This window comes from Micromonospora sp. NPDC047548 (genome assembly GCF_040642975.1).
Classification (GTDB): domain Bacteria; phylum Actinomycetota; class Actinomycetes; order Mycobacteriales; family Micromonosporaceae; genus Micromonospora.
The window spans coordinates 32208-52143 of the sequence record NZ_JBEYTI010000039.1 but is presented as its reverse complement, the minus strand read 5'-3'; the positions used below and the strand labels follow the sequence as shown (position 1 = coordinate 52143).

General features: G+C 73.1%; 13 protein-coding genes. 6 read left to right on the top strand and 7 right to left on the bottom strand.

Annotated features, from left to right (window positions below; all coding sequences use genetic code 11):
• Positions 1-110: 110 nt before the first annotated feature.
• The 6 genes from ABZ807_RS27090 to ABZ807_RS27065 form a co-directional block, all read right to left on the bottom strand.
• A complete protein-coding gene (locus ABZ807_RS27090; protein ID WP_357163712.1) occupies positions 111-674 on the bottom strand; it encodes a hypothetical protein in 564 nt (187 codons plus the stop codon).
• Between the two features lie 83 nt (positions 675-757).
• Positions 758-6580, bottom strand: a complete 5823-nt coding sequence (locus ABZ807_RS27085; RefSeq protein ID WP_357163709.1) for a ThuA domain-containing protein — start codon at positions 6578-6580, stop codon at positions 758-760.
• Between the two features lie 303 nt (positions 6581-6883).
• Entirely contained in the window at positions 6884-9001 is a 2118-nt protein-coding gene (locus ABZ807_RS27080) for a hypothetical protein (protein WP_357163705.1), read from the bottom strand.
• Positions 9002-9066: 65 nt separating this feature from the next.
• Positions 9067-9375 carry a cupin gene (locus ABZ807_RS27075; protein WP_357163702.1) on the bottom strand — a complete coding sequence of 103 codons (309 nt, stop codon included), beginning with the start codon at positions 9373-9375 and terminating at the stop codon, positions 9067-9069.
• Positions 9372-10322, bottom strand: coding sequence for an LLM class F420-dependent oxidoreductase (locus tag ABZ807_RS27070; RefSeq protein ID WP_357163724.1), 951 nt, complete (start codon positions 10320-10322; stop codon positions 9372-9374). Before ABZ807_RS27070 ends, ABZ807_RS27075 begins: the two co-directional genes overlap by 4 nt.
• 2 nt (positions 10323-10324) lie before the next feature.
• Positions 10325-11104 (bottom strand): ABC transporter ATP-binding protein, encoded by a 780-nt coding sequence (locus tag ABZ807_RS27065; RefSeq protein ID WP_357163699.1) that lies wholly within the window; start codon positions 11102-11104, stop codon positions 10325-10327.
• A gap of 268 nt (positions 11105-11372) precedes the next feature.
• Here ABZ807_RS27065 and ABZ807_RS27060 point away from each other — a divergent pair, with 268 nt between their 5' ends.
• Together ABZ807_RS27060 and ABZ807_RS27055 are read left to right on the top strand one after the other, a co-directional pair.
• A complete protein-coding gene (locus ABZ807_RS27060) occupies positions 11373-12401 on the top strand; it encodes an ABC transporter substrate-binding protein (protein WP_357163696.1) in 1029 nt (342 codons plus the stop codon).
• Between the two features lie 92 nt (positions 12402-12493).
• Positions 12494-13399, top strand: coding sequence for an ABC transporter permease (locus ABZ807_RS27055; RefSeq protein ID WP_357163693.1), 906 nt, complete (start codon positions 12494-12496; stop codon positions 13397-13399).
• A gap of 271 nt (positions 13400-13670) precedes the next feature.
• Here the strand turns inward: ABZ807_RS27055 and ABZ807_RS27050 are convergent, their stop codons facing one another.
• Positions 13671-14855 carry an ABC transporter substrate-binding protein gene (locus ABZ807_RS27050; RefSeq protein WP_357163690.1) on the bottom strand — a complete coding sequence of 395 codons (1185 nt, stop codon included), beginning with the start codon at positions 14853-14855 and terminating at the stop codon, positions 13671-13673.
• Between the two features lie 434 nt (positions 14856-15289).
• Here ABZ807_RS27050 and ABZ807_RS27045 point away from each other — a divergent pair, with 434 nt between their 5' ends.
• The 4 genes from ABZ807_RS27045 to ABZ807_RS27030 all read left to right on the top strand — a co-directional run bounded on the left by ABZ807_RS27045 (position 15290) and on the right by ABZ807_RS27030 (position 19930).
• Positions 15290-18472 carry a nitrate- and nitrite sensing domain-containing protein gene (locus ABZ807_RS27045; protein WP_357163687.1) on the top strand — a complete coding sequence of 1061 codons (3183 nt, stop codon included), beginning with the start codon at positions 15290-15292 and terminating at the stop codon, positions 18470-18472.
• Complete coding sequence (locus ABZ807_RS27040; RefSeq protein ID WP_007465177.1) at positions 18469-18876, top strand: roadblock/LC7 domain-containing protein; 408 nt, start codon at positions 18469-18471, stop codon at positions 18874-18876. The genes ABZ807_RS27045 and ABZ807_RS27040 overlap by 4 nt, the downstream gene beginning before the upstream one ends.
• A 90-nt stretch (positions 18877-18966) precedes the next feature.
• On the top strand, positions 18967-19329 hold the full coding sequence (locus ABZ807_RS27035; protein ID WP_357163684.1) for a DUF742 domain-containing protein: 363 nt from the start codon (positions 18967-18969) through the stop codon (positions 19327-19329).
• Complete coding sequence (locus ABZ807_RS27030) at positions 19310-19930, top strand: ATP/GTP-binding protein (protein WP_357163681.1); 621 nt, start codon at positions 19310-19312, stop codon at positions 19928-19930. Before ABZ807_RS27035 ends, ABZ807_RS27030 begins: the two co-directional genes overlap by 20 nt.
• Positions 19931-19936 lie beyond the last annotated feature (6 nt).

Genomic DNA, 19936 nt, shown 5'->3' with positions numbered 1-19936 from the left:
CCTATACCTGGTTGGGCCCGGGCGCCCGGCCGCCGGCCCCGGCCGCCCGCCCGCCCGGCGTCACCTCGCCGGAATCCACCCGGCCCGGATCCGGCGCCGCCCGGCCAGCGTCAGGGCCGGGCGGCCGGGTCAGGGATGGTGCGGCGGCGGCGCAGCAGCAGCAGAGGCACCGCCGCCGCCAGCGCGACGGCCGCGAGCGCGCCCGCCAGCACCGGCCACCAGCCGGTGCCGCCCCGCTCCGTCGGCCGCGCCGGGTCGCCGGCGCCCAGCGCCGCGGGCCCGGCGATGGGCGGTGGGGGCGGTGACTGGGCGGCCTTCGCCTGCACCTGGGCGGTCGCCGTGCTCTGGTACGGCGTCGGCGAGCTGACCGTGACCTTCCAACTGCCGGGGGAGAGCAGCGGGCCGCTGGCGTAGAAGCCCTGGCCCTCCGCCGCCGGTTCCAGTTGCAGCGGTCCGGCCTTGCGGCCGCCCTCACCCTCGGCGGTGAGGGTCAGCCGTACCGGCTGGTCCAGCCGGTGGCCGTCGGCCCAGGTGGCCTGCACGGTGACCCCGCCGGCGCCGTCTCCCGCCACCGCCAGTTTGAGTTTGCCGCTGTGCCCTGCCGCCGGGGCCGTGGGCAGTGCCACCAGGCACGCCGTGGTGAGTGCGGCGGCGAAGATCCTCCAGGTACGCATCGAAGTCGGCTCCACTCGGGTCGGTGTGGGTGGGGTCCGTTCCCGCCGTCACGGGTCGACTACGGGAACGGACCCCGCTTCCTCTACAGCGAACGGCCCCGGGCGATCCGGGTGGGATCGTCACCGAGCCGGCCAGCGCCCTCGACCGGCTTGCCGTCGTTCGCCCTCACGCCCGCCCGGCTGGCCTCGCCGCCGAGCCGGACGATCATGGCGTCGGTGTCCCGGGTCAGTACGTCCCGGACCTCCGCCTCACCGATCAGACCGGACTTGGCGACCAGCGTCCGGAACTCGCCCAGCAGCTTGATCGCCTTTGCGTCGTTGCCGGCCGCCTCGGCGGTCCGGGCGGCGCCCAGCTTGTTCGACAGCTGCTGGTGCGCCTTGGCCGAGAGCCGCCCGGTCGCCTTGAACCGGTCCAGCAGGTTCTGCAGGTCCCGGAACGAGGTGGTGACGAAGAACCGGACCGTCGAGGTGGTGGAGTTGCCCGCCTTGTCGGTCGCGGTCACGGTCAGCTCGTGCAGGCCGAGCGGCAGCTCGTACATGGCCTGCAGGGTGTTGTTGGCGTACGCCCGGCCGTCCAGCACGCCGGTCGTCACCTTGATGCCCGAGGTCGGGTCGACCGCCTGCCAGGAGATCCGGACGTCCTGGCTGTCGCCGTAGAGCTGGCCGTCAGCGATCCCGGACACCAGCAGCGTCGGCTTCACGCCGTCGATCCGGAGCACCGCCGACTTCAGCGTCTCGACGGTGCCGGCGGCGTCGGTGGCCCGGTAGAGCAGCTCGTGCGCGCCGTCCCCGGTCACCTCGACCGGCGCGGTGTACGCCGTCCAGGCGCCCCCGTCCAGCGACCACTCCAGCAGCTTCACCCCGGAGCCGGCGTCGGTGGAGGTGAGCAACACCGGGACTGTCCCGGCGTGCCAGCCGTCGTCGTTCGCCGGGGCGAACGCCGCCGAGCTGACCGGCGCGGTGGCGTCGATCTTCACGGCGACCTTCTTCGTCGCCTCCACGTTGCCAGCCCCGTCGGTGGAGCGGAACCGCAGCTCGTACGTCCCGTCCCCGGTGACCTGGACCGGGCCGGTGTACGCGGTCCAGTCGGTGGCCCCGTCGAGCTGGTACTCGGTGCCCGCCACCCCGCTGCCGTCGGCCTCGTCGACCGCAGCCAGCGTGACGGTGACCGGCCCGGTGTGCCAGCCCCCGGTCGGGGTGCCGGAGACCGTGGCGGTGGTCACCGGCGCGGTCGTGTCGACTGGTTCGGTGCCGAGCCGGAAGTAGTCGAACGAGGCGGTCTTCGAGGCCGTCGCGTTCGCCCCGAGGGTGAACAGACCCACCTTCGGGGTGGCCCCGACGGCGGTGCTGGTCAACGCCGGCAGCGTCGTCCAGTCCTGCCCGTCGGCCGAGTACGACGCGGTGAAGGTGTTGCCGGCGCGGGCCAGCCGCAGGTGCCACGCCGCCCCGGTCAGGTTGCTCACCTGGGGCTGCGGGTTCTGTACCACCCCGCCGACCTCGCTGCGGAACTCGATCCGCCGGGCCACCGGCTGACCGGGCTGGTTGTCCACGATGAAGTCGAACTTGAGGTAGTTGTCGTCGTCGGCGTGGACGATCAGGCCGGCCTGCTGGTACTGCTCGCTCAGCAGGCTGCCGTCGACCTTCGTCTCCAGGGTCCAGTCGCCTGCGGGCGCGGTCTGGAGGATGAAGTTCGTCGGCCCGGTGTTGTTGGTGCCATAGATGTCACCCTTCGGCACGTCGATCCGCAGCGCGCCGCCGGTCACCCGGTAGGCCGCCGGGTCCTCCCGCAGCACCGCGTTCCACCGGCACTTGTCGAGCGCGGCGCCGGTGAACTCGTCGGACGGGTCGACCGGCTCGGCCGGCGCGTCCGGGGAGAGCTGGAACCAGTCGAAGGCCGCGTCCACCACCGGGGCGGTGGTGCCGCCGTTGAGCGCGAACAGCCCCAGCCGCGGGTTGGTGATGCCGGCGAGCGCCGCCGCCCGGCCGACCGGGGTGAAGGTCGTCCCGTCGGCGGAAAGGGCCGCCGTCAGGTTCGTGCCGTCGCTGGTCAGACGCAGGAAGACGCTGTCACCGGCCGGTGCGGCGGTGCTGTCGGCCGCCTCGTTGCGCGGGGTGCCGGCGGTCTCCCGGATGAACTCCACCCGGCGGCTGCCGGCGTGCAGCAGGTCCAGCTTGGCGTAGTTGTCGTCGTCGCCGTAGAGCAGCAGGCCGGCCTGCTGGTAGTCGGCCGTGGTGGGCAGAGTGATCTTCGTGGTGGCCTGCCAGGCGCCGCTGGGTGCGGGCTGGAGGACCAGGTTGGTGGCGTCGTTGCGCGCGCCGTAGAGGTCACCGGACGAGGTGGGCAGCCGCAGCGCGCCGCCGGCGACCGAGTAGAGCTGGTTCTCCCGGACCACCGTCCAGCGGGTCTTGTCCAGGCTGGTGCCGAGGAAGTCGTCCGAGCGCGCCCCGAAGCAGGACGTGTTCGGCGCGTCCACCCTGACCGGGACGTTCGCGTACGACTTCGCGCCCCGCTTGTCGGTCACCGTCAGCGTGGCGGTGAAGGTGCCCGGCACCGGGTACGTGTGGGTGGCGTCCAGCGTGGTCGCCGTCCCGCCGTCACCGAAGTCCCAGGCGTACGTCAGCGGGGTGTCGCCCTCGGCGTCGGTGGCCGTGCCGTCGAAGGCGACGGTGACCGGCGCGGTGCCGGTGGCCGGGGTGGCCTTGGCCGTGACCTGCGGCGGCGCGTTCTCCGTCACGCCCCGGCCGAGGAAGTCCATCCAGTTGACGTTGAACACCGAGCCAGCGCCGCCGGCCGGTTCGCGGGCCACGAAGTACAGCGTCCCGCCGCCGCTGCCGGTGACCGGGGCGCTCACGTCGACGTACTGCTGCCAGCCGCCGGTGCCCGGCACGTCGATGGACGCGACCAGCGGGCCGTCGACGGCCCCGGTGCGGACCTCGATCCGCCCGCCCTGGGTGGCCGAGGCGACCCGGAACCGGATCGAGTCGACCCCGGTCAGGCTGGCCGGGGCCAGCGACCACCAGTCGCCGTCCTCGATGAAGCCGATGTTCTGGCCGCCGCCGGCGGAGTCGGAGGTGGTCTCCTTCTGCACGCCCGGGTCACCGCCGCCGGTGCTGCCGGGGGCCCGGCCGGTGGCGGTGTAGTACTCGGCCTGCTTCCGCTTGGGCTGCAACTGCTCGATCGCCCGGCCGGTGAGCGGGCCCGCGCCGCCGGCGCCGCCGTCGTCGGTGTAGGTCGCCTCGAAGACGGCGAAGACGTTCGCCTCGGCGCCGTGCCCGGAGGCCAGCGAGGTCTGCACAACGCCCGAGCAGCCGGTGTGCTGCTCCAGCGGGTGGGCGTGCTCGTCGTGGCCGAGCAGCACCTGGAGCTTCACCCGGTCGCAGTCGACGGCGCCGTCCTCCGGGTCGGTCACCTTGACCGTGTAGCGGACCTGGTCGCCCCAGTCGAAGAAGCCACCGTTCGGGGGGAACTCGATGGTCACCGTCGGGGCGGTGTTGCCGACCGTGACCGGCACGTTCGCCACCGCGGTGCGACCGCTGGGGTTGGTGACGGTGAGCTGCGCGGTGTAGTTGCCGGCCGTGGCGTAGGTGTGCGTCGGGTTCGCCTCGGTGGAGTTCTGCCCGTCGCCGAACGCCCAGGCGTACGTGAGCGTGCCACCGTCCGGGTCGCGGGAGCCGGCGCTGGAGAACCTGACGGTCAGCGGCGCGGGCCCCGAGGTCGGATCGGCGCTGGCCTGGGCGATCGGGGCCCGCTCGCCGGCGATGTAGTCGATCCGGTAGACCCCGGAGTTGTCGTTGTTGCCGCCGAAGCCGCTGCCCCACTCGATCAGGTAGAGCGCGCCGTCGGACCCGAACTCGAAGTCCATCGGGCGGATGAAGGTCATCCCGGTCAGCAGCTGGTTGATGTCGACCAGCGTCCGGCCGGTCGCGCCGACCTGCATGGTGTACATCTTCGACTGGTTCCACTCACCGAAGAGCGCCTTGCCGTCGTAGTAGGCCGGCCACTTGCGATTCGACGGGTTGTCGGCGTCGTACCGGTAGACCGGGCCGCCCATCGGGGCGCCGCCGCCGCCGATCTCGGGGAAGCGTGGGTTGCCGGAGTAGTCGTAGTCGACGGTGGCCGCGATCGCCGGGGGCAGGTTGGTCAGGCCGGTGTTGTTGGGGGAGTCGTTGACCGGCGCGGCGCAGTCGAACTTCGCGCCGCTCGGCCCGGACGGGAACTGGTAATCGTTGTAGGCGTAGTTCGCCCCGGTGCAGTACGGCCAGCCGTAGTTGCCCGGCCGGTCGACGATGTTCCACTCGACCGTGCCCTCGGGACCCCGGTTCGGGTTGGCCGCGCCGGCGTCCGGCCCGTAGTCGGCGACGTAGAGCGTGTCGGTGGCCGGGTCGATGCCGATCCGGAACGGGTTGCGGAAGCCCATCGCGAAGATCTCCGGACGGGTCTTCGCGGTGCCCGGCGCGAAGAGGTTCCCCGCCGGCACGGTGTACGTCCCGTCGTCCTCGGGGTGGATCCGGATCACCTTGCCGCGCAGGTCGTTGGTGTTGCCGGAGGTGCGCTGGGCGTCGTAGTCCTGCCGGCCCGGGCGCTCGTCGATCGGGGTGAACGCGTCCGACTCGAACGGGTTGGTGTTGTCGCCGGTGGCCAGGTAGAGATTGCCGGCCCGGTCGAAGACCATGCTGCCGCCGGCGTGGCAGCAGGTGTTGCGCTGGGTGTCGACCCGCAGGACGTCCTTGCGGCTGGCCGGGTCGATGGTGTCCCCGGTGACGGTGAACCGGGACACCAGGTTGCGCGCCACGCCGTCGTTCGGGGCGTGGTAGAGGTAGACCCAACCGTTGTCGGCGAAGTCCGGGTCGAGCCGGAGGCCGATCAGGCCGTCCTCGTTGCCGGTGAAGACGCTCAGCCGGAGCGCGGTGACCGTGTTGCCGGTGTCCGGCTTGACGATCTGCACCCGGCCGTCGCGCTCGACGTAGAAGACCCGGCCGTCGGGGGCGACGTCCAGCTCCATCGGGTTGTTGGTGTTGCTGTCCAGGGTCACCTTCTCGAAGCTCGACGTCTTCGAGGCGCCGCAGTCGGCCTTCGCCACCCCGGCCGCGGTCCGGATGCCGCCCAGCAGGTGGGTGAGGAACTCCGGCTCGGCGTACGACTCCTGGGTGTGGCCGCCGCCGGTGTACCAGGCCCGGCCGCCGTCGAAGTCCTGGCACCAGGCGGTCGGGTGGTCGGCGCCCATCGCGCCGGCGCCGGGGGCGTAGCTCGTCTCGTCCAGGCTGGCCAGCACGTGCACGTCGCCGCGCGGGTTGGACTGGAAGTTGTACCACTCGTCGAACCGGGACCAGCGGTCCGGCAGCGTGACGCTGGACGGGTGCGCGTGGTCCTCCACCTTGACGGTGGCCTGCTGGTTGGCCGGGTGGCCGGCGAAGTACGCGCCGACCAGGTCGCCGTACCAGGCCCAGCTGTACTCGGTGTCCGAGGCGGCGTGTACGCCGACGTAGCCGCCGCCGGCGCGGATGTAGCGCTCGAACGCCGCCTGCTGGTCGGGATCGAGGACATCGCCGGTGGTGGAGAGCCAGATCACCGCCTGGTACTTCGCCAGGTTGGTGTCGGTGAAGGCGGCGCCGTCCTCGGTGGCGTCGACGGTGAACCCGTTGTCGGCACCGAGCTTCCGGATGGCGGCGAGGCCGGCCGGGATGGAGTCGTGCCGGAAGCCGGCGGTCTTGGAGAAGACCAGCACCGCGAAGGGCTCGGCGGCGGCCGGGGCCGCTGCGGGAAGCGGCTGGGCGGCGGCCTGGGCGGCCTGGGCGTCGGCCTGGGCGGCGGTCGGGCCGGTCAGGGCGCCGGCGAGCAGGGTCAGGGTCGATAGGGCAGCGATCAGCGAGCCGCGCAACCGGCGGCGTCGGCGGGATGAGGACACTCCATGCTCCTTGTCCTGGTGGGACAGCGGTGTGCATGGGGACGACTCGCCGCAGTCCATCCCCGGTCGGTCGGTGCGGGCCACGCCGAGGCACGCGCCGGTCGGGTCGGTCCGGGGCCACGCCGAGGCCGCGTACCGAAATATGTCGATCGATTGAACAAATTAGCGCCGCCGGATCGGTTTCCAGCAAGGCATGGGCATGTAACGATTCGATATCGGCGAGTGGCCTTTCCGGCGCGCGCGGAGGAAAGGTGCGAACACGGCGGGGCCGCTCGCCCGGCTCCCGGTGCCCTGCGGCGGTGCTCAGTCCCGGTGGTGACGGCCGGTGGAGCGCAGTGAGCGGCGGCCGCGCTCCGTCTCCGGCTCGTTGTCGGCCAGCGGGCGGCTCAGGCCGGTGACCCAGTCCACGTACTCCTCGTCCTGCACGGCCAGCGGCTCCGCCTCCGGGGCCTCGGCCGGCTGCTCGGGGCCGGGCGCCTTGTTCCGGCGGAACAGCCCACGCTTCGGCCGGGAGTTGCCAGCCGCCGGCTCCGCCGGGCGGGCGTCGACCGTCGAGCCGGGCACCTCGGCGGCGGGCAGGTCGGCCGCCCGACCCGGCGTACGCGGGGTGCCGGGCCGGGAGTCGCCCGCGTTCCAGCGGAAGGTGACCGGCTTTGGTTCCTCGTCCGGATCGTGGTCCGGGAAGGGCAGCTCGGCCCGGGGTGGCGCCGGCGCTGGCCGGGGAGCGGCGAAGGCGTTCCAGCTCACCGCGCTATTCAAGTCGGGCAGCTGGTGCCGGGGCCGGGGTGCCCGCTCGTCGGCGGCTGGGGTGGCACCGGTGCCGGCGCTGGCCGGCGTGCGGCCTGCGGGCGTGTCGAGCCCTGCCGTGTCGAGCCCTGCCGTGTCGAGCCCTGCCGTGTCGAGCGGGGTGGGGGCGGTGGTGGGAGAGACCGCGTCCGCCGGCTCGTCCGACCTGGCGGAGCGGGGCTTGCGGGTCCGCTTCGGCCGTGGCCCGGGGGTGACCGCCGCGGCGGTGTCGGCCGGCTCGGCGGCCCAGGTGGTCGCCGGGCTCGGCTCGGTAGCGGGAGCGGCCGGCTCCGACGCCCGCGGAGACTCCGCCGGGGTGGTGCGGCGGTCCCGCGGCTGGGGTGCGCCCGCCGGGGTGGCGGCCGGCGGGTCGCCCTCCGCCGCGCGGCTCCCGCCCACCGGCAGGTCGCCGTCCGACGGCTCTCCAACCGGCAGGTCGCCGTCCGACGGCTCTTCCGGTCCCCGGCCGGATGGCTCGTCCCAGCTCGCCGACACCGGTTCGGTGGCCGGGGCGTCGAGTGCGAAACCAGCGTCCAGGCGCGTACCGGACGGGGCCGGCGCGGTGGTCGGGGTGCCGGGCGTGACCGGCCAGTCCCAGTGCGCCGGGGTCGGCTCGCCCGTCCGGCCCGGGCCGGGCGGCGTGCCGTAGCCCGGCGAGGTGGCCGCGCCGACGACGCCGGCCAGGTCCACGGTGGTCGGGCCCTCGCCGGAGGCCGCGCTCAGGGCCGGGGCGTGGGGCAGCGGGCGCAGGATGTCGGTCGGCTCGACGGCGGCGTCGGCTCCGGTGGCGGCGAAGATCGGCCAGCGCAGCAGCGCGGCGGCGGCCGAACCCAGCGCGCCGGCCGCGACGGCGATCACCGCGCCGTAGTACGGGGCGAGCTGGTAGCGGTCGACGGAGTCGCCGGGGCCGGCGGTCAGGTAGGCGAAGGCGAGCAGCACCGGACCGGCCGCCCCGGCGCCCCCGCTGATCAGCGGGACGTGCCCGCGCCGGCGGGCCAGCCTGCCGGTCGCCGCGCCGGCCAGCAGCGCCACCGCGGGGAGAACCAGCATGGCCAGCCGCTGCGCCGCGTCCGCGTCCAGCCAGGACGGCTCCAGCACGCCGAGGCGTACGCTGCGCGGCGGTCCGGCGGACAGCAGCGCCGGTGCGACGGAGACCAGCGCGATCAGCCAGACCGCGCCGACCAGCAGCGCGACGTTCCAGCCCAGCGGCGGCCGGAGCAGCACGGCCGAGGCGGCGCCCGCGCCGATCACCGCGCCGACGACCGCGCAGATCCCGACCGCCCAGACCGGGTCGACGGTGCTGAGTTCGGCGGCCCGGGCGGGTTGCATGCAGAGCGGGGCGACGACGGTGGCGCCGAGCGCGGCGGCGCCGGAGACGGCGAGCGGCACGCCGGTGCCGGCCGGCAGCCCGTCCCGGCGGGCGAGGCGCACGGTGACCACGGCGCCGACCACGGCGGCGGTCACGGCGAACCAGCCCACCCAGGCGAGCTGCGCCGGCCACCGGTTGACGTCGGTGAAGGCGCCGGTGAGCCGTACGATGCCGAACCCGTACGCGATGCCGAGCTGGCCGGCCCCGGCCAGCACGCTCACCCCGAGTGCGGTGAGCAGCAGTCTGCCCCACGTCCGAAAGGCCATGTGGCGCACGTTACGGCCCGGTGCGCCCGATCGCCACTGTGGCGCGGCGGGGCGGCGGCCTGGGGTTACTTCAACTCGACGAGACGGGCCAGATACGTCGTGTCACCGATGTTGGTGAGCATGTGGACCGCACCCGGATCCCGGTAGACCACCCCGCCGGTGGGCTCGTCGGCGTCGATCCGGGTGCCGTCGACCGTCTGCACCACGTTCTTCGCGCCTTGGACGGCCACCACCAGGTACGGGTGGTCGTGCCGGTGCAGCGGCTGCCGCTCACCCGGCTCCAGGCGGATGTGCCACACCCGGACCCGGTCGTTCTCGTAGACGATCTCCTGGCCCACCGGGCCGAGTTCGGTGTCGTCAACCACGTCGGTCATCGCGTTCCGTTCAGTTGGGGGAGCACCTCGCCGGCGATGAGCTCCAGGTGGTCCAGGTCGTCGAGTTCGATCAGCCGCAGGTGCACCCGGGTGGCGCCGATCGCGGCGAACCGGCCGAGCCGGTCGACCAGTTGCGCGGGGGAGCCCACCACCGGGTCCTCCGGCGGCAGGGCGCTCTTGACGTGCAGCGGCTCGGCCCGGCGGCGGGCCTCGGCGTCGGTACGCCCGATCGCCACCACCACCCCGGCGGAGAGCACCAGCGGGCCCCGCCCCGACTCGGTACGGCCGGTCCGGTCGCATGCCTCGCGGACCCGCTCGTACGCGCCGGCGGTCTCCTCGACCGACTTGAAGGGCATGTTGAACTCGTCGGCGTACCGGGCGGCCAGCTCGGGGGTGCGCTTCGGGCCGCGCCCTCCGACGATCACCGGCGGGCCGGGCTGTTGCACGGGCTTGGGCAGTGCGGGCGCGTCCACCAGCCGGTAGTGGTCGCCGAGGTAGCTGTAGGTCTCGCCGACCGGGGTCCGCCAGAGGCCGGTGATGATCTCCAGCTGCTCGGCCAGCCGGTCGAACCGCTCGCCCACCCCGGGGAACGGGATGCCGTACGAGGTGTGCTCGCGCTCGTACCAGCCGGCCCCGATGCCCAGCTCGACCCGGCCGCCGCTCATCTGGTCCACCTGGGCCACCATCACCGCCAGCGGCCCGGGCAGCCGGAAGGTGGCCGAGGTGACCAGCGTGCCGAGCCGGATCCTGGTGGTCTCCCGGGCCAGCGCGGCCAGGGTCAGCCAGGCGTCGGTCGGGCCGGGCAGCCCCGACTCGTCCCCCATCGCCTGGTAGTGGTCGGCCCGGAGGAAACCGTCGAAGCCGCCCGCCTCGACCAGCCGGGCGAACCGGAGTTGGTCGTCGTAGCTGGCGCCACGGTGCGGCTCGGTGAAGACCGCGACCCGCATGCTCATCGGTTCTCGGCCACGGCCGGCGTCTCGCGTTCCATCAGCAGTTCGTGCAGTTCGGCGCTGACCCGGGCGACGTCCGCCAGGTGGGCGTTGCGGCCGAGGGTGCGCGGTCGGGGGATGGCCACCTCGACGACCTTGCGGATCCGCCCCGGGCGCGGGCTGAGCACGACCACCCGGTCGGCCAGCAGCACCGCCTCGTCGATGGAGTGGGTGACGAAGACGACGGTGGCCCCGGTCTGGACGTGCACCCGTTGCAGCTCGCCGGAGAGTTCCTCCCGGGTGAGCGCGTCCAGGGCGGAGAAGGGCTCGTCCATCAGCATCACCCGGGGCTCGCCGATCAGCGACCGGCAGAGCGACACCCGCTGCTGCATGCCACCGGAGAGCTCGTGCGGCAGCCGCTTCTCGAAGCCGCCGAGGCCGGCCATCTCCAGCAGCTGGCGGGCCTGCTCCCGGTGCTTCGCCCGGCTCCAGCCGAAGATCTCCACCGGCAGCAGGACGTTGTCGAGCACCGTGCGCCAGGGGAGCAGGGCGGGGCGCTGGAAGAGCATCGCGATGTCCTGGCGCGGCCGGGTGATCACCGTGCCGCCCACGGTGATCTCGCCGCTGGTGACCGGCAGCAGCCCGGCGACCATGCGGAGCAGGGTCGACTTCCCGCAGCCGGAGCGGCCCAGCACCGCGACGAACTCGCCCTCGCTGACCTCCAGGTCGATGCCGCGCAGCGCCTCGACCCGGCCGGAGCGGCCGTCGAACGTACGCGACACGTCGGCGAGTCGGATCATGTCCGGCGGGCCTCCACTGAGTGGGCGGTCAGGAATCCGACAAAGGCTATCCGGCGGGTGTCCCTTGCCAACAGTCCGGGGTGGACCCTGGTTGTTTCCGTTCCGCAACCCGATGCGCCTGGCGTGGTGACGGTGGGTCTCTCGTACGCTGTGCCCGCGAAGAGTCCCTTCACGACGGTGGCGTCGGCTCCCCACTCACGCCGGCACCGCCGGACCGACAACCCCTCCGGGTGGCACATCACCCGGTCGGAAAGGACATGGTGCACTGATGAGAAGGCTGACCCGTACGGTCGCCGCGGCCGCCCTGGCCACCGCCCTCGCCCTGGTTTCAGGGTGCAGCAGCGGCTCCGACGAGTCCAAGGCCAAGGGCGGCGACGGCAAGGCGCTGGAGAAGGTGACCTATCTCACCTCGTTCGGCAACTTCGGCCGTGACTCGTACGCCTGGGTGGCGAAGGAGAAGGGCTTCTTCAAGGAGGCCGGCTTCGACGTGGAGATCAAGCCGGGCCAGGGCACCGGCGCGGTCATCCAGACCATCGTCGGCGGTAAGGCCGACTTCGGCCCGATCGACCTGACCGGTGGCCTCCTCCAGCTCGGCAACGGCGTTGCCAAGGACTTCGTGGCGGTGGCGGCGATCCAGCAGCGCACGATGGCCGCCGTGGTCACCGTCGAGGGCAAGAACATCGCCACGCCGAAGGACCTGGAGGGCAAGAAGCTCGCCGACACCCCCACCTCCGTGGTCCGCCAGCTCTTCCCGACGTACGCCCGGCTGGCCGGCGTGGACGCCAGCAAGGTGACCTGGGTCAACGGTGAGGCGCAGACGCTGATGGGCACGCTGGCCTCCGGCACGGTCGACGGCATCGGCCAGTTCGTGGTCGGCCAGCCCACGGTCGAGGCGGTGACCAAGAAGAAGCCGGTCGTCCTGCCGTACAGCGAGGTCATGCAGGACCTCTACGGCAACGCGCTGATCACCTCGGCCAAGATCGCCAAGGAGAAGCCGGAGATGGTCAAGCGCTTCACCGCGGCGCTGCTCAAGGGCCTGGCGTACGCCCTGGACAACCCGCAGGAGGCCGCCGACCTGCTGAAGAAGAACGTCGACGCGACCAACCCGGCCGCGGCCGCCGCCGAGCTCCAGCTGATGGCCGGGTACGTCCGGTCCAGCAACTCCGGCACCGCCATCGGCACCCTGGACAGCGAGCGGGTGGCCAAGAGCATCGCGCTCCTGCAGGGCGCCGGCGCGCTCAAGCAGAACATCACCCCCGACCAGATCATCGATTTCAACCTGGCGCCGAAGGCCTGATCGGCACCGACCGCGCCACGGGGGTGCGGTCACCGGGCTGACCGGTGGCCGTGCCCCCGTGACCGTGCCGGCCCCCTGGCCGGCAGGAGAGGATGGGACACGTGACGGAGATCCGTACCCGCTCCGGGGCGGGCGAGGCGGAGCGCGACGTCGCCACCGGCGCCGCAGCCGACGCGCCCGGGGTGGCGACCCCGACCACACCACCGGCCGCCGCGGCGTCGTGGCGCCCGGGGGCACGCCCGGCGACCGTCGGCCTGCCGCTGCTCGGCCTGGTGGTCGCGGTGACCGCCTGGTGGCTGGTCACCTCGGGGCTGGAACTGGTCCACCCGGCGTCCCTGCCGCCCCCGCAGGACGTGTGGGCCGCGTTGACCGCGGCGGTCGACGTGCTGCTGCCGGCGCTGGGGATCACCACGCTGATGACGCTGCTCGGTTTCGTGCTCTCCGCCGCCGCCGGGGTGCTGATCGGGATGGCCCTGGCCGCCTCCCGGCGGATCGAGCGGATGTTCGCGCCGCTGCTGGTGGCGGTCAACGCGGTGCCGAAGATCGCCCTCGGGCCGCTGCTGGTGGTCTCGGTCGGCTGGGGCGAGAAGCCGATCCTGACCATGGTCTTCCTGCTCTGCTTCTTCCCGATCGTGCTCTCCACGGCGACCGGGCTCACCACCACCCCCGCGGACCTGGCCGAGCTGGCCCGGTCGCTGAACGCCTCGTGGTGGCAGTCGTTCCGCAAGGTGCGTTTCCCGGCCGCGCTGCCGCAGATCTTCGTCGGGCTGAAGGTGGCGATGCCGCTGGCCGCCATCGGCGCGGTGATCGGGGAGTTCTACTCCGACAAGCCGGGGCTCGGCTACCAGATCCTGCAGTACAACGGCATCGGGGACACCGCGACCGCCTGGGCGGCGATCGTGCTGATCGCGGCCATGAGCATCCTGCTCTACGCCGCCCTGTCCCTGGTCGAGCGCCTCGCCCTGCCCTGGGTGCGGGCCACCACCAGCGCCCGCTGACCCCGGCCGCGCCGCCGACGGCAGACCCGGCATGCGCCGTCCCCGCCGCGACACGCCGGCTCCCCGTCACCCCGTCGTGGGCGTGCCGCACCCCCTGATGACGCTCAGCACCCCGGTCACCCGACCTGACGCCGGGCGGCACCCCGGCGGGTCATCGGACGACGACCGGCCGGCCCCCGACAGGGAGCCGGCCGGTGACCGACGACGCGTGCCGACCGAGGTGTGACCACACCCACAGCGCCCCCTGAAGCCGGCGAGACGCCGAAAACGCTCAGCCCGCCAGGCGCCAGCGCCCGCCACGCGCGACGAGGGTGGTCAGCGCCTGCGGCATCAGGCCGGAGTGGTTGTCCGGCGTCATCCGGATCGGCCCGGACAGCCCGTCCATCTGCGACGTCTCCAGCACGTCCCGGATGCCGTCCCGGTTGACCCGGCCGGCCGGGCCGCCGGCCCGCAGGACGGCGTCGGTGATCAGCTGGACCGCGTCCGCAGCGAACGAGGAGAAGCCGTTGTAGGTGCCGAACCTGGCGGTGTAGTCCTGGAACCACTGCCGGCGGGCGGCCTTCGCCGGGGTGGTGGCGATGACGTCGTCGATCACCATGGTCTGGGTGAAGACCAGGGTGGCCCGTTCGGTGGAGCGGGCCGCGTTGCCGAGGAAGAGGTCGCCGGCGGCGGCCGCGTCGAAGTAGAGCGACCCGGAGAAGCCGGCCTCCTGCGCGCTGATCGCGGCGAGCGTGGCCTGCTCCGGCGGGGTCCAGATGACCAGCGCCTGGGGCTCGCGAGAGGTGAGCAGGCGGACCGGCTGGCTGACGTCGGTGTCGGTGCTGCGGACGGCCTCACTGCGGGCCAGCCGCAGCCCGGCCTTGGCGAACTCGCCCTTCAGCGCGGTCAGACCCTCCCGGCCGTAGTCGTCGTCGCTGTGCAGGACGGCGACCTTGCGGATGCCCTTCCGGCGCAGTTCCGTGGTGAGCGTCCCCGCGCTGTCGGCGGCGTTGGGGGCCAGTTTGAAGACGTACCGCCGGTCGGCGACCGGGTCGGAGATCGCGCTGGACGGGGCGAGCGCGATGGTGGGGATCTTCTTCTCGTTGATGGCGCGGGCGGCGCCGACGGCGCATTCGTTGCAACCACCCATGATGATCGCGCTGACCTTGGAATCGTTGCTGAAGTCGCCGATGTTGCGCAGTGACTCACTGGCGTCGGAACGGTTGTCCTTCACCTCGAGCCGGATCTTCCGGCTGCCCAGGGCGCCGGACGTGTTCAGCTGCTCGATCTTCAGTTCCAGCGCGCGTTGGTGCGCCTTGCCGACCGGGGCCGCCGCGCCGGAGAGTTCGAGGTCCGCGGCGATGACGATGGGGCTCGTGTCCTCCTCCTGCCCCGCCCCGAACGAACAGGCGGTGAGCGTGGTGGCCAGCACGGCCGATGCGAGCGCCGCGATGGTCGCGGAGCGGATGGGGCTCAACTCAGTCCTCCAGGTGCGGCGCGGGCGCTGCCCGGTCACCGCCGCTAGTCCGTCCTCAGTGGAGAAACGGGATCGTCTGCCGTACGGTGTGCGCGAAGCCTGCAAAACCTTGCCAATGCCGGGCCTCGCGGTCAAGCGCGGGAGTCCGGAGTGGTTTCGGGACGGCTTTCCCACATGTTGGGGTCATCAAATATTTACGGATGCTCACTCCGGAGAGGCAACCGACCACTCTGGAGTGACAATGCCTGTTCAGAGCGTGGGCGAGAAAGAGGCTAAAAGGTGACCAGGTTGCCGGCTGGCCGTTTCCTGCCTCACTGCGGCTTCCCAAACGCGATCATCTCTGATGAAATCGCGGCCGTGCCGCGCGTGGCGCTCTCCGCTGCACCAGGCACGGGTCGGCGGGCAGGCGTGGAAGAAACGACGGAGGCGATGTCGTGAGCACCGGACCGACGACCCTGCCCGAAATTGGCGACGCCGCTCAGCGTGAGCGGGGGCGGCGGCTGCCCCGATTGAGGGACGCGCGGATCCGCTCCAAACTCGCCCTCATTCTCGTGGTTCCGGTCGCCGCAGTTATTGCTCTGGCAACTATCCGACTCATCTCCACCGGAGAGGGCGCGTACGACGCGACCCGGATCCGGTCGCTGACCGCGCTCTCCGTCGACATCTCCGCGCTCACCCAGGACCTGCACAAGGAGCGGATGGCGGCGGCCGGCTACCTGGCCACGCCGCAGCAGAAGGTCGACGACTACAACCTGCGGGTCCGCGCCACCGACCAGCGGATCACGGAGTACCGCGCGGAGCGGGCGGAGATCGGCGAGGTCCCGGCGGCCGTCCGCGACCGGCTCAAGGTCATCGACGACCACCTGGAGACGCTCAACAGCACCCGCCAGGAGGTGCTCGACCGCCGGCAGATGCCGGTGGCCGAGGCCACCCTGCGGTACGGCATCGTCCTCACCGACCTCGTCTCGTACGGCGACACCCTGGCCCAGCTCGCCGGCCAGGAGAGCCTCGCCGACGCCCGTCGCGCGGTGGCCGCGTTCGGCCGGGCCAAGGCGGCCGTCGCGGAGGAGGAGGCGGTCGCGTACACCGCGCTCAGCGCCGGCCGGCTCGACGAGGAGCAGTTCTCCGCCTTCGTGACCACGCTGACCAGCCAGCAGGAGGCACTGGTCTCCTTCTCCCTGGCCGCCGACCCGGAGCAGCGGGCCCTGGTCGAGGGCACGGTCTCCGGCGACGCGGTCGGGCTCGCCGACCGGGTGGCCAGCGACATCACCCGCTCGGTGGGGCAGCAGCCGCTGGTCGGCGCGACCGACGCCAGCGCCTCGATCGGCGCGGTCAACGACCTGATGCGGTGGGCCGAGATCCAGCTCCAGGACCGCCTGCTGAGCCGGGCCGAGCAGGCCCGCAGCGACGTCATCCGGCAGGCCGTCGTCGAGTCGGTGCTGGTGCTGCTCACCCTGATCATCGCCGTCTCGCTCGCCGTGGTGCTGGCCCGCTCGCTCAACCACTCGCTGCGGCTGTTGCGGGAGGGCGCCCTGTCGGTGGCCAACCACGACCTGCCGGACGCGGTGCGGCGGCTGCAGAGCATGGGCAGCGTCGGCGACGGCGGGGTGGAGGAGATCGTCGGCCAGGTCCGCGACCCGATCCGGCTGACCAACCGCGACGAGGTCGGGCAGGTGGCCTCGGCCTTCAACGTCGTGCACCGGGAGGCGGTCCGGGTCGCCGCCGAACAGGCCGCCCTGCGTACCAGCGTCTCGGCGATGTTCCTCAACCTGGCCCGGCGCAGCCAGACGCTGGTCGACCGGATGATCGGCGAGCTGGACGCGATCGAGCGCAGCGAGGAGGACCCGAAGCGCCTCGCCCAGCTCTTCGAGCTCGACCACCTGGCCACCCGGATGCGCCGCAACGACGAGAACCTGCTCGTCCTGGCCGGCGCCGATTCGACGGCGCCCCGCCGCGACGACGCGCTGCTGGTCGACGTGCTGCGGGCCGCCCAGTCCGAGGTCGAGCTCTACAACCGCATCGAGTTCGGCACCGTCGACACCGACATCTCGGTCGCCGCCCACGCGGTCAACGACGTGGTCCGGCTGGTCGCCGAGCTGCTCGACAACGCCACCCGCTTCTCGCCGCCGACCACCACCGTGGTCGCCGACGGCCGCCGGATCCGCGACTACGTGCTGATCCAGGTCGAGGACCGTGGCCTGGGCCTCACCGAGGAGCAGCTCGACTCGCTCAACCGCCGGCTGGCCGCGCCGCCGAGCGTGGACGTGGCCGCGTTCCGGCTGATGGGTCTCGCCGTGGTGAGCCGGCTCGCCTCCCGGTACGGCATCCGGGTCGAGCTGCGGCGCAACGTCGAGGGCGGCACGGTCGCCCAGGTGACGCTGCCGAACTCGACGGTGGTGCTGCCCGCCCACGGGGGCCGGGACCTGGCGCTGCACCGGCCGCGCCAGCCGCTGGCGGTGGAGCAGGCGCCCCTCACCACGGCCGGCCTCGGTGATTCGCTGGCCGGGGGGCGTACCGGCGCGGCGACGCTGACCGACCAGTGGCGGGCCGCCCCGCCGGTGCCGGCGCCCTGGCAGCCCCCGGTCGACGCGCGGGACACCGCTCCGGCGGTGACCCTCGGCGGCCAGGTCCCGCCGTCCGCGCCCACCTCGTCCGTGCCGACCTCGTCCGTGCCGGCGTCCGCCGTGCCCGCCTCGTCCGTGCCGGCGGAGCCGGCGTACGGCGGCGGCTACTCGGCCGGCGCTCCGACGGCGACCCAGCCCGTCCTCGACCCGCTGCCGAAGCGGGCCCCGGCCGCCGACGCCGCCCCGGCACTGCCCCGTGGACCGGTTGCCGGCGTGCCGTCGGCACCGGCCGAACCGTTCGCCACGGCGCCCGCGCTGTTCACCCCGGCGACCCCGTTCACGCCCGCCCCGGCGGCGCCCTTCGCCCCGACGACCCCGGGGGCCCTGGCGGTGCCGTACACCCCGCCGGCCCCGGTGCCGGCCACTCCGGTGGTGGCCCCGCCGGACCGGCCGGCCGACTCGCCGATCTTCCGGGAAATGGAGGCGGTGTGGTTCCGCTCCCACGGAGACGACGCCACCGCGATCTTCACCCGGCCGAGCTTCGACGAGCCGCCGGCCGACGGCGCCGTCGCGAAGCGCACCCGGCCGCCACTGCCGACCCGGGTGCCGAGCGCCCCGACGGCCTCCGGCACCCCGTCGGTGGCGTCGGCCGCCGCGCACACGCCGGCCGCGCCGCCACCCCCGTCGTACGTCCCGCCGGCGGTGCCGTCCGCGCCACCGGCGGCCCGCACCGCCCCGCCGCCCACGGAGCCTGCCACCCCGCCACCCGCGGAGCCGGGCGCCTGGCGGACGGCGGCCGACGAAGGCTGGTCCCGGGCCACCCGGGCCGCCGAGCCGGCCAACGCCGGAACCACCCGCTCCGGCCTGCCGAAGCGGGTGCCCCAGGCCCAGCTCGTCCCCGGCGGCGTCGAGCCCAAGGGCGGGCGGGACCGCAGCCGCCGTACCCCCGACGAGGTCCGCGGCCTGCTCTCCGCCTACCACCGCGGCGTGCAGCGCGGCCGTTCGGCCGGTACGGACCAGAACAGCACCTCGACCAAGGAGACGCGCCGATGAACAGGCCAGCGGCCATGCAGGACATGGGTTGGCTGCTCACCAACTTCGCCGACAGCGTGGCGGGCATCGCCCACGTGGTGGCGGTGTCCGCGGACGGGCTGCTGCTCGCTTCCTCACGGGATCTCCCGGGGGACCGGGCGGACCAGCTCGCCGCCATCACCTCCGGGGTGGTGAGCCTGACCGAGGGAGCCGCCCGGATGTTCAGCGCGGGCGGCGTGCTCCAGACGGTGATCGAGATGGACAGCGGCTACCTGTTCCTGATGTCGATCAGCGACGGGTCGTCGATGGCGGTCCTCGCCGCGCGCAGCTGTGACGTCGGGCAGGTCGGCTACGAGATGGCGTTGCTCGTCGAGCGGGTGGGTGCCGCGCTGGTGCCGCTGCCACGCGACGCCGTGCGCTCGTAGCCGGGATGTACGACGCCGGGCGTGCTCGCGCCCGGCGAGGGACAGGCGATCCGGTGCCGGTGGGCTCCGGGCGGGAGGAGGTGATGGCGAATGGAACCACGGCGGGACCCACGCGGGGCGTTGGTACGGCCGTACGCGGTCACCCGGGGCCGTACCGAGCCGAGCCGGGACATCGCCCTGGAGGCGGTGCTGTCGGCCAGCCTCACCCAGGCCACCGAGGCGCGCTTCGCCGGGCACGACAAGTACCGCATCGCCACGGTCTGCGAGGGCCGGGCACAGTCGCTGGCGGAAATCGCCGCGTACACCCGGATGCCGCTGGGCGTCACCCGGGTGCTGGTCGCCGACATGGTGGCCGAGAGCCTGCTGACGCTACACACTGCCGCTCCGGCCGAGGGCTACGAGGAGCGGATGAACCTGCTGGGAAGGGTGCTAAGTGGACTTCGCGAACTATGACCCCGCCGGGGCGCGCCGCAGCCGGGAGATCATCTCCGCGAAGATCGTGGTCGCGGGCGGCTTCGGCGTGGGCAAGACGACACTGGTCGGCGCCATCTCCGAGATCGAGCCGCTGACCACCGAGGCGCTGATGACGGCGGCCGGCGTGGGCATCGACGACCCGTCGAAGGTGCCCGGCAAGGAGACCACCACGGTCGCCATGGACTTCGGCCGGATCACCATGGCGCAGGACCTGATCCTGTACCTCTTCGGCACCCCGGGCCAGACCCGCTTCTGGTTCATGTGGGACGAGATCATCCGGGGGGCGGTGGGTGCCACCGTCCTGGTGGACACCCGCCGGATCACGGACGCCTTCGCGCCGCTGGACTACTTCGAGAACCGGAACCTGCCGTACGTGGTGGCGCTGAACCGGTTCGACGACGCGCCGCAGTACGAGCTGGAGGAGGTCCGCGAGGCGCTGGCCATCTCGCGGGACGTACCGCTGGTGATGTGCGACGCCCGGCGGCGCGACTCGGTGAAGCAGGTGCTGGTGACGGTGGTCGAGCACGCCATGCTCCGGCTGGAGTCCGAGCACGGCCGCGGCTACGCCCCGGTGGGCTGAACCGTC